At 65.7% G+C, this 14,297-nt stretch carries 14 protein-coding genes; 7 read left to right on the forward strand and 7 right to left on the reverse strand.

Annotated elements, in window-relative coordinates; all coding sequences use genetic code 11:
* Positions 1-13 precede the first annotated feature (13 nt).
* Complete coding sequence (locus AC1DYU_RS05900) at positions 14-367, forward strand: response regulator (protein ID WP_158484258.1); 354 nt, start codon at positions 14-16, stop codon at positions 365-367.
* Here the strand turns inward: AC1DYU_RS05900 and AC1DYU_RS05905 are convergent.
* Both AC1DYU_RS05905 and AC1DYU_RS05910 read right to left on the reverse strand, forming a co-directional pair.
* Positions 364-1,359, reverse strand: a complete 996-nt coding sequence (locus AC1DYU_RS05905; RefSeq protein ID WP_476790817.1) for a sensor histidine kinase — start codon at positions 1,357-1,359, stop codon at positions 364-366. The two genes, AC1DYU_RS05900 and AC1DYU_RS05905, sit on opposite strands and share 4 nt — an antisense overlap.
* 174 nt (positions 1,360-1,533) lie before the next feature.
* Entirely contained in the window at positions 1,534-1,809 is a 276-nt protein-coding gene (locus AC1DYU_RS05910; RefSeq protein ID WP_476791304.1) for a hypothetical protein, read from the reverse strand.
* Between the two features lie 91 nt (positions 1,810-1,900).
* On the opposite strand from AC1DYU_RS05910, the gene motA reads away from it, so the two are divergent.
* The gene (gene motA, locus AC1DYU_RS05915; RefSeq protein ID WP_158484256.1) at positions 1,901-2,764 is read left to right on the forward strand and encodes a flagellar motor stator protein MotA; all 864 of its coding nucleotides are present in this window, start codon (positions 1,901-1,903) and stop codon (positions 2,762-2,764) included.
* A gap of 22 nt (positions 2,765-2,786) precedes the next feature.
* Positions 2,787-3,644: a flagellar motor protein MotB gene (locus tag AC1DYU_RS05920; protein ID WP_476790818.1), complete on the forward strand. Its 858-nt coding sequence runs from the start codon at positions 2,787-2,789 to the stop codon at positions 3,642-3,644.
* Positions 3,645-3,716: 72 nt separating this feature from the next.
* On the opposite strand, the gene aceB is transcribed toward AC1DYU_RS05920, so the two are convergent.
* Entirely contained in the window at positions 3,717-5,336 is a 1,620-nt protein-coding gene (aceB, locus tag AC1DYU_RS05925) for a malate synthase A (RefSeq protein ID WP_476790819.1), read from the reverse strand.
* A 315-nt stretch (positions 5,337-5,651) separates the two neighbouring features.
* On the opposite strand from aceB, the gene AC1DYU_RS05930 reads away from it, so the two are divergent.
* Together AC1DYU_RS05930 and AC1DYU_RS05935 are read left to right on the forward strand one after the other, a co-directional pair.
* A complete protein-coding gene (locus AC1DYU_RS05930) occupies positions 5,652-6,932 on the forward strand; it encodes a TadE/TadG family type IV pilus assembly protein (RefSeq protein WP_476790820.1) in 1,281 nt (426 codons plus the stop codon).
* 203 nt (positions 6,933-7,135) lie between these two features.
* Positions 7,136-8,410, forward strand: coding sequence for a TadE/TadG family type IV pilus assembly protein (locus tag AC1DYU_RS05935; protein WP_476790821.1), 1,275 nt, complete (start codon positions 7,136-7,138; stop codon positions 8,408-8,410).
* Positions 8,411-8,434: 24 nt separating this feature from the next.
* On the opposite strand, the gene AC1DYU_RS05940 is transcribed toward AC1DYU_RS05935, so the two are convergent.
* From AC1DYU_RS05940 to ygfZ, 3 genes are read right to left on the reverse strand one after another with little or no spacing between them, the layout of a single operon-like run.
* Positions 8,435-9,037 carry a YfbR-like 5'-deoxynucleotidase gene (locus tag AC1DYU_RS05940; RefSeq protein ID WP_476790822.1) on the reverse strand — a complete coding sequence of 201 codons (603 nt, stop codon included), beginning with the start codon at positions 9,035-9,037 and terminating at the stop codon, positions 8,435-8,437.
* A gap of 2 nt (positions 9,038-9,039) precedes the next feature.
* Positions 9,040-9,684, reverse strand: a complete 645-nt coding sequence (locus AC1DYU_RS05945) for a DNA-3-methyladenine glycosylase I (RefSeq protein WP_476790823.1) — start codon at positions 9,682-9,684, stop codon at positions 9,040-9,042.
* Positions 9,681-10,565, reverse strand: a complete 885-nt coding sequence (gene ygfZ, locus AC1DYU_RS05950; protein WP_476790824.1) for a CAF17-like 4Fe-4S cluster assembly/insertion protein YgfZ — start codon at positions 10,563-10,565, stop codon at positions 9,681-9,683. Before ygfZ ends, AC1DYU_RS05945 begins: the two co-directional genes overlap by 4 nt.
* 154 nt (positions 10,566-10,719) lie before the next feature.
* On the opposite strand from ygfZ, the gene AC1DYU_RS05955 reads away from it, so the two are divergent.
* Positions 10,720-12,057 (forward strand): dihydroorotase, encoded by a 1,338-nt coding sequence (locus AC1DYU_RS05955; RefSeq protein ID WP_476790825.1) that lies wholly within the window; start codon positions 10,720-10,722, stop codon positions 12,055-12,057.
* A gap of 473 nt (positions 12,058-12,530) precedes the next feature.
* Here AC1DYU_RS05955 and AC1DYU_RS05960 read toward each other — a convergent pair whose 3' ends face one another.
* A complete protein-coding gene (locus AC1DYU_RS05960; RefSeq protein ID WP_476790826.1) occupies positions 12,531-13,040 on the reverse strand; it encodes a 2'-5' RNA ligase family protein in 510 nt (169 codons plus the stop codon).
* A 122-nt stretch (positions 13,041-13,162) separates the two neighbouring features.
* Here AC1DYU_RS05960 and AC1DYU_RS05965 point away from each other — a divergent pair, with 122 nt between their 5' ends.
* Positions 13,163-14,275, forward strand: coding sequence for an ABC transporter ATP-binding protein (locus AC1DYU_RS05965; RefSeq protein ID WP_476790827.1), 1,113 nt, complete (start codon positions 13,163-13,165; stop codon positions 14,273-14,275).
* Positions 14,276-14,297 lie beyond the last annotated feature (22 nt).

Below are 14,297 nucleotides of genomic sequence, written 5' to 3' on the forward strand. Positions count from 1 at the left end.
CCGAAAGCTCGCAATGACAAAGACCATCCTGGTCGTCGAGGACGAGCCCATCATCCGTATGAACGCAGTCGCTATGATCGAGGACGCCGGCTACGACGTCCTGGAAGCCTCCAACGCGGACGATGCCATTACCTTGCTGGAGACCCGCCCGCAGATTCGCGTGGTATTCTCCGACATCGAGATGCCGGGATCGATGGATGGCCTGAAGCTGATTCACGCTATCCGGAAGCGATGGCCGCCTGCGGTCCTGATCCTGGCGTCTGGCCGCGTCTCGCCATTGGTCGACGACATGCCGGAGCGAACCGTCTTCCTCAGGAAGCCCTATGTCGACAACGACCTATTGAAGGTCTTGGCGGAGGTCGACTAGGCAGAGAGCTTGCCGGCCTTGAGCAGCAGGGTCGCGACCAAGCCTTCCTCTGCCCAGTCGTATTCGATCGAGCCGCCAAGCTGGCCAGAAACGCTGCGCTCGACCAGGCGGCTGCCGTAGCCTGTGCCGCCAGTGCCCTTTTGCACCTGGGGTCCGCCGCGCTCGGCCCACACGATCCTGACATCGTCGCCCTCGGAGCTACCCGAGATATCGAGCGTTCCGGTCTCGGCCGACAGCGCCCCGTATTTGAGCGAATTGGTCGCGAGCTCATGCATGACGAGGGCGAGCGTGGTCGCCGCTCCCTCGCCGACGCCCATGCGAGGCACCGCAACGCGGATGCGGCCGCTGAATGCGCCCAGATCTTCGTAAGGCGAGAGCAGGATCGACAGGAGGTCACCCAACAGCGCGGCCTTGCCCTGGTGGCCGGGGAGCGGACGAACCAGGTCGTGGGCACGCCCCAGCGATGTCAGCCGAGCGGTCAGCTCGACGGCCATCTCCTTGGCCGTGGTCGTGGATCGGGAGGAGATCTGCGTAAGCCCCGAGGCGATGGCCAGCAGGTTCTTGACCCGATGGCTCATTTCACCGGCGAGGAGTTCATGGCCTTCCTCGGCTTGCTTGCGGCCGGTCACGTCCAGGAAAATGCCGTAGGCGAGATTGTCCTGCGCCACGGTGTCATCGCCGATGCCGCGGGCCGAGACCCAGCGGATGTCATCACCAATGATCAACCGGAAATCGATCTCGTAAGCGCCGACGATGGCACGGGTTGCCGTGAAGGCCGCCCTGACCCGATCCCGGTCGGCCGGATGGATGCGGGCCGACAGGTCCTCGAACTTGACGCTCTCGCGCCGCTCCAGGTCCCATAGCTCGAACCCCCGATCGTCCATGGCGAACGCGTCGGTTTCGACGTTCCACGACCACAGGGCGACGCCCGCCGCGCTGATGGCTCGGCGCAGCGCTGTCGCGCTCCACGCGTTCGGGTTCGATGCGGGCACGAGAAAATTCCTGATGGATGGGACAGAACAAGCGTCCTCACTATAGAATATGCTGCGCCTTCACTATGTCTTAAGAGGTTGCTCACCGGAGCGTCTGGATCGAACCAGCCCCGGCGCAAGGCGTGAAACAAAAAAGGCGCCACCTCACGGCGGCACCCTCGAGACCTCAACCCCTCACAGCGTCCCGTAAGCCGGCACGGTCAAAAACTCCTCGAACTCCCGCGCCAGTGACAGCTTTGAGGACAGCTCGATCGCATGAGTGATCATGTTGTCAATCGGCACGGCGTCGCGGCCGCGCAGCCAAGCTTCGAGATAGTGCACGCTGACGCGGATCTTCTCGCGAACGCCCCTTTTCGAGCGGGTGCCCTCGGGAATTTCGAGGAGGTCCCTGGTGGAGACGCTGACATCCTCGCGCCGCGTGTCGAGCTGATTGGCTGTGGTCCGATGAATCTAAACTCGCCGTTAACCCCGATCGGTGATTTGTCGGACCAGTAGTGGCTTCGCGCGGGCTATACCTGCTGCGGCGCAAGAGTGGCAAACCATGCGGCTAATCGTCGGCTCAATCATCGTCTTCGCCTGCGTCTTCGGCAGCTACGTCGCTATGGGTGGCCACCTCGAGGTCCTCTGGCAGCCGTTCGAGTTCGTTATCATCCTCGGTGCAGCGATCGGCGCCTTCATCATCGGCAACCCCGCGCCGGTGCTCAAGGCCGTGCCGGGCATGCTCGGCACGATCCTGAAGGGCTCCAAGTACAAGCAGGAGTGCTATGTCGAACTGCTGGGGATGCAGTATTCATTATACAAACTTGTGAAGCAGAAGGGCCTGCTCGCGGCCGAGCAGCACATTGAGAATCCGAGCGAGTCGACGCTGTTCAATGCCTTCCCGACTTTTGCGGCGAACCATCATGCGGTCGAGTTCGTCTGCGACTACATGCGCATGTTGACGCTGGGCGCCAACAACGTCCACGAGATAGACGCTCTCATGGACGAGGAACTGGAGACGCACCACCAGGAGCAGGAGCGTCTCATTTCGGCCATGCAGTCGCTCGCCGACGGAACGCCGGCGCTCGGCATCGTCGCCGCCGTGCTCGGCGTGATCAAGACGATGGGCGCGATCAAGGAGCCGCCGGAGGTGCTGGGACATCTGATCGGCGGCGCGCTCGTCGGCACCTTCTTCGGCGTCTTCGTCGCCTACGGCTTCTTCGCGCCCATGGCGGCGTCGCTCAAGAGCACCTTCGACGCGGAAGCCAAGTACTATCTTTCACTCAAGGCTGGTCTCCTCGCTCATATCAGCGGCCAGCCGCCGGTGATGGCGGTCGAATTTGCCCGCAAGGCCCTGATGAGCGAGGTCCGCCCGACCTTCAGCGAAGTCGAAGCCGCAACCGCCGCTCTGCCCGCCAACATCTGACCCGATATCCAGCAGGACCTCGATGGACAAGCCCATCCAGCCGATCATCATCAAGAAGGTCAAGAAGGCCGCGCATGCGCACCATGGCGGGGCCTGGAAGATCGCCTATGCGGACTTCGTGACCGCCATGATGGCGTTCTTTCTGCTGATGTGGCTGATCAGCATGACGACGCAGGAGCAGAAGAACGGCCTGGCGGAATACTTCGCGCCGGGGGCTACGAGTCCGACGACCAGTGGCGCAGGCGGCGTCCTGATGGGCACCGCCCTGGACAAGTCAGGCAACAAGTCGGCGGTGCCCCGCGACGCGGCGACGGAGGCCACCGGGCAGGACGACGGGCGCTCGAACTGGTGGGGTAACGCCCGCGACCGCGCGGCCGCCAGCGAGCAGGCCAACCACAGCGCCATAGCCAGCATCCGGCAGGCGCTCCAGAACATGCCCGACATCGCCGAGCTGTCGCGCAACATCGTGATCGAGCCGACGAAAGAGGGGGTGGACGTTTCCCTCGTGGACCAGGACGGCCGCTCCATGTTCCCCGAGGGCTCGGTCGACCCCTACGAGCGCACCCGTCGCGTGCTGGAGGCGATCGCGCCCACCCTGCGCCGGCTGCCCAACCGTCTGCGTGTCACCGGCCACACGTCAGCCTCGCGCCCGGGCTCGATGCGGGCCGGCGAACCCTGGAGCCTCACGACCGGGCGCGCGCTGGCCGTGCGCGATATCCTGTCGGGTGCCGGGCTTCCCAGCGACAACTTCTTCTCCGTGGTGGGACGCGCCGACACCGAGCCGGTCTTCCCCGACAATCCCTACCTCTCGCCGAACCGACGGGTGACGATCACGCTGCTCAATGCGGAGCCGACGCTGCCCCCGAACCTTCTGCGCTGACAACGGACTGCCTTGAAACAAAAAGGCGCCGCCTCGCGGCGGCGCCCTCGCAGCCTCAGAAACCTCAGCCTGTCACAGCTTCCCGTAGGCCGGCACGGTCAGGAACTCCTCGAACTCCGGCGCCAGCGACAGCTTCGAGAACAGCTCGATCGCTTCGGGGAAGCGGCCCTTGTCGTAAGCTTCCGCGCCAACTTCGCCCTTCACCCGCTCCATCTCCTCGGTGAGGCAGCGCTTGAAGAGGTCGGGGGTGACCTTGGTCTTGCCGTCGACCTCGACGCCATAGCTGACGAACTGCCAGATCTGGGCGCGGCTGATCTCGGCGGTCGCGGCGTCTTCCATCATGTTGTAGATCGGCACCGCGCCGCGGCCGCGCAGCCAGGCTTCGAGATATTGCACGCCGACGCGGATGTTCTCGCGGAAGCCCTCCTCCGAGCGGGTGCCCTCGGGGATTTCGAGCAGGTCCCTGGTGGAGACGCTGACGTCCTCGCGCAGTGTGTCGAGCTGGTTTGCCTGCGGCATCAGACGGTCGAACACCTCCGTGGCGACGGGGACGAGGTCGGGATGGGCGACCCAGGTGCCGTCATGGCCGTTGCCGGCCTCGCGCTCCTTGTCGGCCTTGACCTTGGCGAAGGCGGCGGCGTTGGCCTCCGGGTTGTTCTTGACCGGGATCTGCGCCGCCATGCCGCCCATCGCGAAGGCGCCGCGCTTGTGGCAGGTCTGGATCAGCAGCAGCGAATAGGCGCGCAGGAAGGCCTTCGACATCACCACCTGCGCCCGGTCCGGCAGGACATAGGCCGGGTTGCGGGCGAGCTTCTTGATGAAGGAGAAGATGTAGTCCCAGCGGCCGCAGTTCAGGCCGGCCATGTGGTCGCGCAACTCGTAGAGAATCTCGTCCATCTCGAAGGCGGCCGGCAGGGTCTCGATCAGGACGGTGGCCTTGATCGTGCCGAGCTTGAGGCCTAGCGCGTTCTGGGCGGCGACGAAGACGTCGTTCCAGAGCCTGGCCTCGATATGGCTCTCGAGCTTGGGCAGGTAGAAATACGGGCCCGAGCCCGCCGCGATCGACGCCTTGGCGTTGTGGAACATGTAGAGCCCGAAATCGACCAGCGCGCCTGAAGCCGTCTCGCCGTCGATCTCGATATGGGCCTCCGGCAGATGCCAGCCGCGCGGGCGGACGATCAGCACGGCGGGGTTGGGACCGATCTTGTAGGCCTTGCCGGTGTTGGCGTCGGTGAAGTCGATCGCGCCGGCCCAGCGGTCTTTCAGGTTGATCTGGCCCTCGATCATGTTGGTCCAGAGCGGCGAGGAGGCGTCCTCGAAATCGGCCATGAAGACCTTGGCGCCGGAGTTCAGCGCATTGACGATCATCTTGCGGTCGACCGGGCCGGTGATCTCGACGCGACGGTCCTGGAGGTCGGCGGGGATGGCTGCGACCTTCCAGTCGCCTTCGCGGATGTGGCGGGTCTCGGCCAGGAAATCGGGCGTCTCGCCGGCGTCGAAGCGCTTCTGATGCGCGGCGCGAATCGAGAGCAGGCGCTTGCGGGTCTCGTTGAAGCGGCGCTGCAGATCGGCGACGAAGGCGAGCGCGTCATGGCTCAGGATCTCGTCATAGCGAGCGGCCAGCGCGCCCTTGACGACGACGCCTTTCGGCAAGGCCAGGGACTGGGGGAGGTTCAGCGAAGGCTGCGACATGACCGTTTCCTTTTCGAGGCGGTGCCGGTTGCGGCGTTGGCGTGCTTATGCCGCGAAACCGGGCTTCTCGAAATCCGCAAAAGAGTGAGATCACCTTTTCCGATCTGGAACAGGTGAGGGGAGCGAGGTGCGCCGCGTGGTCTGTCGAGGGGCTCATCGCCAGGTTTGCCTGATCGGCGAGGTTTGCCCGACTGGCCAAAGGCTTCGTTCAGCATAAGACAGGGTATTGCGCCCGCAACGGCAGCGATTCACCCGATCGTAACCGTCTGCGGCGCGATGCTGGTATTGGGCTCCGACAGGCGGAGGTCCGGGACGATGGCGATGATCGATATCAAGACAATCGCAGGGCGGCTGGGCGCGTTCGCGGGCGACCGGGCCGGCGGCGTTCTGCCATTCTTCGCCTTCGCGCTGGTGCCGCTGATCGGCCTCGGCGGCGGGTTCGCCGATTATGCCCGGGCCATGTCGGTACGGACCCAGCTCAATGCGGCGGCCGATGCCGCAGCGCTTGCCGCCGTCGGACAGATCGTCATGACGAAGCCGCTCGCGGACGCCAAGGCCGAGGGCGAGCGCTTCTTCGACGGTGATTCCGCCAAGTACAAGAGCATGCTGTCGAGCCGCACGGTCACGGTCACCGCCAACGGGCTGCGCCGCTCCGTCGAGGTGACCTATACGGCGGCGGTGCCGGTCTATTTCATGAACCTGTTCGGGATCACGAAGATCGACGTTGCGGGCAGGGCGTCTTCGACGGGCATGCGGGCGCCCTATATCGACTTCTACCTGATGCTGGACAACTCGCCCTCGATGGGCGTGGCCGCGACGCAGGCCGACATCGACACGATGGTCGCCAATACATCCGACAAATGCGCCTTCGCCTGCCATGACCTGTCGAACGCGAATAATTATTACAAGAAGGCCAAGAAACTCAACGTCCAGATGCGGATCGACGTGGTGCGGCAGGCCTCGCAGCAACTCATGGATACCGCCAAGACGACGGCGACGCTGCCGGGCCAGTATCGGATGGCGGCCTATACGCTCGGACCGTCCTGCGACGGCAAGAAGCTGACCGAGATCCAGCCGATCACCTCCGACCTGACCGCCGCCAAGAGCGCGACGGGCAAGATCGACCTGATGACGATCCCCCATGACCAGTTCGACAAGGACCAGTGCACCGATCTCAACCAGGCGATGACCGCCATGAACGGCGTCATCTCGTCCACCGGCGACGGTTCGAGCCCGGCCTCGCCGCAGAAGGTGATGTATTTCGTCTCCGACGGCGTGGCCGACTATGCCAATCCCCAATGCTCGCGGAAGAAGGTCTCGGGGACACGCTGCCAGGAGCCGATCGACATCAGCTTCTGCAAGGCGATCAAGGATCGCGGCATCCAGATCGCCGTGCTCTACACGACCTATCTGCCGCTGCCGACGAACTCCTGGTACAATGACTGGATCAAGCCGTTCTCGGCCGACATCCCGAAGAAGATGGAGGCCTGCGCCTCGCCTGGCCTGTTCTTCGAGGTCAGCATCAACCAGGGCATCGCAGAAGCGATGAATGCGCTGTTCCAGCGCGTGGTCAGCAAAGCCTATCTCTCAAGCTGAGGCCGCTTCCCTCCGGTGCGGCTCGCCGCTTCTCGCGGCGGCCACGCCGCGCCGGCGGAGCGGTGCCTCCCATCGCGAGGCGTCCGGCGCGAAAAATGCGCAGATTCGGCGGATTGCAACAAATTGAAGGAATTCGTTTCAACCTCGCGAAAGCCCTGCCGATGCTCTCTTGATGGCTGCAAGGTCACAAGAGTATCCAAGCCATGGGTCTGCGACGTTTCCTGATCCGACAGTGGCGTGCGTTCGCATCGAACGAGCGCGGCAACGTCCTGGTGATGTTCGGTTTCGCGATGGTTCCGGTGATCGGGCTGACCGGCGCGACGATCGACTACTCCCGCGCCACGAACGCCCGCCAGGTGCTCAACGCAGCCGTCGATTCCGCCGCGCTGATGGCCGCACGCGATGCCGCCAAGCTCTCGGACACCGAGGTGCGCGATCGCATCAACAAGTGGATCAAATCGAACCTGCGTGGCGACTCCGCCCGGAGCTTCACCTCGGCGACGATCGGCATCAACCGTGTCGCGCGCACGATCACGGTCGAGGCGTCGCTTGCCATCGACACCAGCCTGACGCGGCTGATCGGCCAGGACACGCTGACCATCAAGAGCAGCTCCCAATCGACCTGGGGCACCAACACGATCGAGCTCGCGCTGGCGCTCGACAACACCGGCTCGATGGCGTCCTCCGACAAGATGACCGCGCTGAAGACGGCCTCGCTCAATCTCATCCAGATCATGAAGGACGCGTCCACCGAGACCGACCAGATCAAGATCTCGGTCGTGCCCTTCGCCACGCAGGTCAAGATCGGGACCGCCCTCAAGGACGAGGCCTGGCTGCGCTTCGACCAGACCAAAACCACCTGGACGCAGGATCGGTGGGGCAACTGGATTCCCAATACCGTCACGATCACCAAGTCGACCTGGACAGGCTGCGTCAGCGACCGCGACATGTCCAACGACGTGAAGGACAACGAGACGGTGTCGGCCTATGACACGCTGTATCCAGCCGATTTCTGTGCCCAGTCGACGCTAGCGCCGATCCTGCCGCTGACGGCGGACTGGACGGCGCTGACGAACGCGATCAACGGGATGACGCCGGTCGGCAACACCAACGTCACGATCGGAGCGACCTGGGGCATGGCGACGCTGACGCCCGGCGTGCCCTTCACCGGCGCGCGCGCTTTCGCGACGCCGCGCCTGTCGAAATACATGATCCTGCTGACCGATGGCGAGAACACGCAGAACCGCTTCACCAGCAATGGCAGCCAGATCGACGAGCGCACGAAGCTCGCCTGCCAGACCGCCAAGACGGCCGGGATCAAGGTCTACACCGTGCGCGTCATCGACGGCGACCGCACCCTGCTGCAGAACTGCGCCAGTGATCCGAGCATGTATTACGAGGTCAGCAATGCCGCGCAGCTGACGCCGGTGTTCCAGCAGATCGCGCGCGAGATCAGCCAGGTTCGGCTGACGCAGTAATCCGACTGACACAGTAAGGCACGCTCAACTGGAGCTGAGCGCGGCGAAGCGCTCAAGGAAGCGGTCCTGCGCGGCTTGCGTATCGAGCGGCGCCAGCAGCGCGGTCACGGCCCGCGGCAGGGCCTGCGGGCGGCCGAAATACCGCAACGCCTCCTCGCGTGCGAAGCCGGCAAGCTGCGTCGCCTCGAGGAAGGCGGCGATGGTGTCGGCCTCCTTGGTCTTGCGCTTGAGGGCAGCCGGTGGGGTCGCTGGCAAGCCGAAGCGCAGATGGATCGCGCCGAGCAGGCGCATTTCCACCGCCTTGTAGGCGTCGCCCATCACCACTTTGAACGGCGAGATCATGTCGCCGATGACGTATTCCGGCGCATCGTGCAGCAGCGCGGTGAGGCGCCAGGCATCGGACCAGTCCGGATTGAGATGGCCGGCGATGGCCTCGACCAGCAGGCTGTGCTGGGCGACCGAGAAGGAATGGGGTCCTTGCGTCTGACCGTTCCAGCGCGCGACGCGGGCAAGGCCATGGGCGATGTCCTCGATCTCGACATCGAGCGGGGAGGGGTCGAGCAGATCGAGCCGGCGCCCCGACAGCATGCGCTGCCAGGCCCGGGGCGGTTCGGGAGCGCGGGCCATGCTCAGGCGGCCGGCCGCACATCGCGGGCGAGCGCGGCGCATTCCTGCCAGCGGAAACAGCCGGTGAGATGGTCGTTGACCAGGCCGCAGGCCTCCATGAAGGCGTAGACGATGGTCGGGCCGCAGAAGGTGAAGCCGGCCTTCTTCAGGTCTTTCGCCATCGCCTCCGACAGGGCGGTCTGCGTCGGGACCTCGCCTTGCGCGCGGAAGCTGTTCTGCAGCACGCGGCCGTCGAGACGCCTCCAGAGGAAATCGGCGAAGGGCTCGCGTTCGCTGATGGCGAGATAGGCGCGCGCACTCTTGATCGTGCCCTCGATCTTGCCACGATGGCGGATGATGCCGGGGTCGGCGAGCAGGCGGGCGACATCGGCCTCGGTGAAGCGCGCGACGGCCTCGGGATCGAAGTTCGCGAAACCGGCGCGGAAGGCGTCGCGCTTCCTCAGGATGGTGATCCAGGACAGGCCGGCCTGGAAGCCGTCGAGGATCAGCTTCTCCCAGAGTGCGCGGGAATCGTACTCCGGCACGCCCCATTCGGTGTCGTGATAGGCGAGATAGAGCGGATCGGTGCCGGGCCAGCGGCAGCGGAACTTGCCGTCCGGTCCCTGGATCGCGATGCGCTCCTCGCTCACGGCATTGGCCTCGCTCATGCCGCGACCCCGAAGCCGGCCTCGCCGGGGAAGGGGAAGCGGATGAAATCGGGCTTGGCGAGCGTGAAGGCGAGACCTCCGCCGAGCAGGGGCTCGCCCGCGGCCAGCGCATCGGCGACGCGGTCGAGCCGCAGCATCGCAAGGGCGCGGCCAGCAGCAGCCGAGCCGATCCGGCCCAGCGTCTTGCCGCCGGCCGTCGCTTCGGCTCCCGTTTCCGCCGCGATGCCGTCCGTGAAGACGACAGGGACGATGCGGGTGCGGGCTGTGCCGCGATGCTGCATGCGCGAGACGACCTCCTGGCCGATATAGCAGCCCTTCTTGAACGAGACGCCGCCGAGCTGGTCGAGCAGCGCCTCATGCGGGAAGGCGTCGCCATAGGCGAAGTCGCGCCCGCCATCGGGGACGCCGAACGCGATGCGGCGGACGTGCCAGGCATCGGCTTCAGGCGTCGCGATCTCGGCTGCCCCAGTGCGGTCGGTCATGGCGCGCTGGCCGAGGCCCGGCAGGCGCGGATCGGCATAGACGAGCCCTGCATCATCGGGGAGGGCTGCGCCGTCGGATGAGGCGATCACGGCTGTGGCGTCGGTCAGGTCTTCGAGCGCGATTTTGGCGCGCAGCTTGTAGAGCTTCAGGCGTTTCATCAGATCGGCGGTCTGGAGCAGGGGCGTGTCGAGCAGGAAGCCGCCGCCCTCGCTCTCCGGGACGGCGACAATCAGGAAATCGCAGATGATCTTGCCCTGCGGTGTCAGCAGCGCGCCATAGCCGGCCTGGTCCGGCGTGACGGTGTCGAGGTCGTTGGTGACGAGGTTCTGCAGAAAGTCGCTGGAATCCTCGCCGCTGACGCGGATGACGCCGCGATCGATGAGGTGGGTTGCTGTCATGATGGCGTCCTCGGTCGCCGCCTCTTATCCTCCAGCCCTCATCCCGAGGAGCCGCGTCGGCGACGTCTCGAAGGATCAGGGCTGCGGTTTTCAAGCGGCCTTCGACCCGATAGGTAGGCTGCTTCAGCCGCTTGCTCAACCACCGGAGACCGCCATGCCGCAGACCTTCGACGTCATCCTCAAGGGCGGTACCGTGGTGAACCATGACGGGCGCGTGCAGCGCGACCTCGGCATCACGGCTGGCAAGATCATGGCGCTGGGCGATCTGTCGCAGGCCTCGGCGGGCGAGACCGTGGATTGCACCGGCCTGCATATCCTGCCCGGCGTGATCGATTCCCAGGTGCATTTCCGCGAGCCGGGCCTGGACCACAAGGAGGATCTCGAATCCGGCTCGCGCGCCGCGGTGATGGGCGGCGTCACCTGCGTCTTCGAGATGCCCAACACCAACCCGCTGACGACGAGCGAAGCGGCGCTGGCCGACAAGATCAGGCGCGGCCGGCACCGCATGCATTGCGACTTCGCCTTCTGGGTCGGCGGCACGCATGAGAACGCGAAGGACGTGCCCGAGCTGGAGCGGCTGCCGGGCGCTGCCGGCATCAAGGTGTTCATGGGTTCGTCCACCGGCGACCTGCTGGTCGAGGACGATGCAGGTGTCGCCGAGATTTTGAAGCGGACGCGCCGCCGCGCCGCCTTCCATTCCGAGGACGAGGGCATGCTGCGCGAGCGCATGGGTCTGCGGGTCGAGGGCGACCCGTCGAGCCATCCGGTCTGGCGCTCACCGGAGGTCGCGCTGACCTGCACGACGCGGCTGGTGCGGATTGCGCGCGAGACGGGAGCACGGGTGCATATCCTGCATATCTCGACCGGCGAAGAGATGCTCTTCCTCCGGGATCACAAGGATGTCGCGACCGTCGAGGTGCTGCCCAACCATCTGACGCTGGTTGCGCCCGATTGCTATGAGCGGCTCGGCAATTACGCCCAGATGAACCCGCCGATCCGCGACGACAGCCATCGCCAGCGCATCTGGTGGGGGGTGGAGCAGGGCATCGTCGATGTCCTCGGTTCCGACCATGCGCCCCACACCCATGAGGAGAAGCACCACGCCTATCCCGCCAGCCATTCCGGCATGCCCGGCGTGCAGACCCTGGTGCCGATCATGCTCGACCACGTCAATGCCGGGCGGCTGACGCTGGAGCGCTTCGTCGACCTCTCCAGCCATGGGCCGCAGCGCATCTTCGGCATGGAGGGCAAGGGCCGGATCGCGGCGGGCTACGATGCCGACCTGACCATCGTCGACCTGAAGCGCAAGGAGACGATCACCAATGCCTGGAGCGCCTCGAAATGCGGCTGGACGCCCTATGACGGCGTCAGCGTCACCGGCTGGCCGGTCGGCACCTATGTGCGCGGCAACAGGGTGATGTGGGAGGCTGAACTGGTCACGCCGTCGCAGGGCGAGCCGGCGCGGTTCCTGGAGGCGCTGCCGCGTCCCTGAAAGGGCTTGGGCGAGACGCGCCGGATGCTCAGGGCCGGCGTGTCTCGTCCTGCTGGGCGGCCGCCTTCGAAGCTGCCTCGTCAGCGCTGTCACGTTGGTGCATCGCTGCGGCGAAGGTGACGACAAAGGCGAGCCATCCGACGATGAGTACGAGGCCGGTTGCCCAAAGGGGGGCCAAGACCCAAGGCCAGGGCCAGTCGATGACCCCGCCAAGTCTCATCGTCAGAAGCACGAGGGTCAGCGCTGCTATCGCAGCCGCCACCGCTCTCACCATTTCCTGCCCCGGCTTGCCGCATCTCGCCACGAACGAAGCTGACGCGTGTTCTTATGGGAGCAAGCATAGCCGCTTTTGCACGGCCCGCGATACGTCTCCTTAGTCACATAATGAATGGTCCGCCGGTGTCAGAGGCCGTTACGCTCGATCGCGATCGCGATCTCGAACACGCTGCGCTGCCGCGCCAGCCCTGCTTCGCTCAGGTGAGCCAGGCCGTCTCGACCACGCGCCACTGCTCGATCGGGACGTCCTGGCCGGAGGTGACGACGCAGAGGCGGTCGAAGCGGATGGCGCGGCCGATGAGCGTGCTATCGACCTCAGCGGCGGCCTGCGCCTTCGGCCCGGCGGGGACAGGCCCGTAAAGCAGCGAGACATGCGGCATGAAGGCCTCCGTGGCCTGGCCGTCGAGACGCCGTTTCAGTGCGGCAAGCGGCGGGGTGACGGCAAAACGCGCATAGAACGAGCGGAAGAAGGCCTCGCTCGTCTCGATCGCCGCCACGCTTTCCGAGAAGGCGCTGACCTCGCGCGCCGCCTCCGCGATCGCGGTGGCGAGCGTCGTCACCGGCCTGTCGGTGTCGCCGGCTACCGTCAGATGCGGCGTGAACAGTGGGGTGCCGAAACGGTCCGAGAGGTCCGCGACGAGGCCGGAGAACAGCGCGGCATCCTCAGGCGCAGGCATCAGCCAGATGGAGTGGATCGGCGCTGTCATCAGAGGTTCACAAACCTATTGCACACGGTCGCTGCGGAGCGTTATGTTTGATCCAAGCGTATCGGAAATGGAAGATGTATTCCATTCATTCCGCATAAGATCGCGACCGGGGAGATGGCGTCTTGCCAACGGATTTGCCGAACGGGCCGCGCAGCGGCGCGTCGATTGCGGTGCGCGATCTGCACGTCGCCTATGGCGGCACGCGGGTGCTGCACGGCGTCAGCATCGATTTCACGCCTGGCAGCTTCACGGCGCTGCTGGGCTCGTCTGGCTGCGGCAAGACCACGCTGCTGCGCTCGCTGTCGGGCTTCGTCCCGGTCCAATCCGGGTCCATCGTCGTCGGTGGTCAGGACGTCGCCTCGCTGCCGCCGGAGAAGCGCGGCATGGCGATGGTGTTCCAGTCCTATGCGCTCTGGCCGCATATGACCGTGCTGCAGAACATCGGCTACGGGCTGAAGCTGCGCGGCGTCTCGCGCGCCGAGATCGCGACCAAAGTCTCGGCGATGCTCGCGATGCTCGGGCTCTCCGGCTATGAGGACCGCAAGGTTACGGCTCTGTCGGGCGGCCAGCGCCAGCGCGTTGCGCTCGGCCGGGCTCTCGCCATCGACCCCGGTATCCTCCTGCTCGATGAGCCCCTGTCCAATCTCGACGCCAAGATCCGCATGGTGATGCGCCACGAGATCCGGGCGATCCAGCAGCGGCTCGGCCTCACCGCCGTCCATGTCACGCATGACCGCGAGGAGGCCATGACCATGGCCGACCGGCTGGTCATCATGCAGGCCGGCACGATCGCGCAGGTCGGCACGCCCGAGGAGGTCTATGACCGCCCGGCGAGCGCGTTCGTCGCGAATTTCATGGGTGCGGAGAATGTCCTGCCGTTGCGCGTCGCGCGTTCGGAAGCGGGAGCCTCGCTGAGCACCGGCGATGCGACCGCGCATCTGGCAGCCGGCCCGGCGCAGGCCCTGCCGGCAGGTGAGGCGGTCGCCTATTTCCGCGACGATGTCGCCCGGCTCGACGCCACGGACGCTGCCGCCGGCGCCGATCTGCTGGTGCCCGCGCGGATCGCGGCGCGTGCCTATCCCGGCGGGGTCTATCGCTACCGCGTCGAGGCTGCCGGCCGCCAGATCACGGTCGACGACGCCGACCGCCACGAACTCGGAACCACGATCGGCCTGCGCATTCCGCTGCAGCGCCTCCACATCTTCCCGGCATCCGAGGCCGGGATCGCCGCCTGACAACCGACTAAGGAGCCACCCC

It is taken from the genome of Allobosea sp. P2_B12, assembly GCF_056404835.1.

What these genes read in the sequence shown, in the direction of transcription:
- aceB (WP_476790819.1), bottom strand. Translation starts at nt 5,336, where the DNA reads ATGTCGCAGCCTTCGCTGAACCTCCCCCAGTCCCTGGCCTTGCCGAAA.
- motA (WP_158484256.1), top strand. Translation starts at nt 1,901, where the DNA reads ATGCGGCTAATCGTCGGCTCAATCATCGTCTTCGCCTGCGTCTTCGGC.
- AC1DYU_RS05920 (WP_476790818.1), top strand. Translation starts at nt 2,787, where the DNA reads ATGGACAAGCCCATCCAGCCGATCATCATCAAGAAGGTCAAGAAGGCC.
- AC1DYU_RS05960 (WP_476790826.1), bottom strand. Translation starts at nt 13,040, where the DNA reads ATGACAGCGCCGATCCACTCCATCTGGCTGATGCCTGCGCCTGAGGAT.
- AC1DYU_RS05935 (WP_476790821.1), top strand. Translation starts at nt 7,136, where the DNA reads ATGGGTCTGCGACGTTTCCTGATCCGACAGTGGCGTGCGTTCGCATCG.
- AC1DYU_RS05945 (WP_476790823.1), bottom strand. Translation starts at nt 9,684, where the DNA reads ATGAGCGAGGCCAATGCCGTGAGCGAGGAGCGCATCGCGATCCAGGGA.
- AC1DYU_RS05955 (WP_476790825.1), top strand. Translation starts at nt 10,720, where the DNA reads ATGCCGCAGACCTTCGACGTCATCCTCAAGGGCGGTACCGTGGTGAAC.
- AC1DYU_RS05900 (WP_158484258.1), top strand. Translation starts at nt 14, where the DNA reads ATGACAAAGACCATCCTGGTCGTCGAGGACGAGCCCATCATCCGTATG.
- AC1DYU_RS05930 (WP_476790820.1), top strand. Translation starts at nt 5,652, where the DNA reads ATGGCGATGATCGATATCAAGACAATCGCAGGGCGGCTGGGCGCGTTC.
- ygfZ (WP_476790824.1), bottom strand. Translation starts at nt 10,565, where the DNA reads ATGACAGCAACCCACCTCATCGATCGCGGCGTCATCCGCGTCAGCGGC.
- AC1DYU_RS05940 (WP_476790822.1), bottom strand. Translation starts at nt 9,037, where the DNA reads ATGGCCCGCGCTCCCGAACCGCCCCGGGCCTGGCAGCGCATGCTGTCG.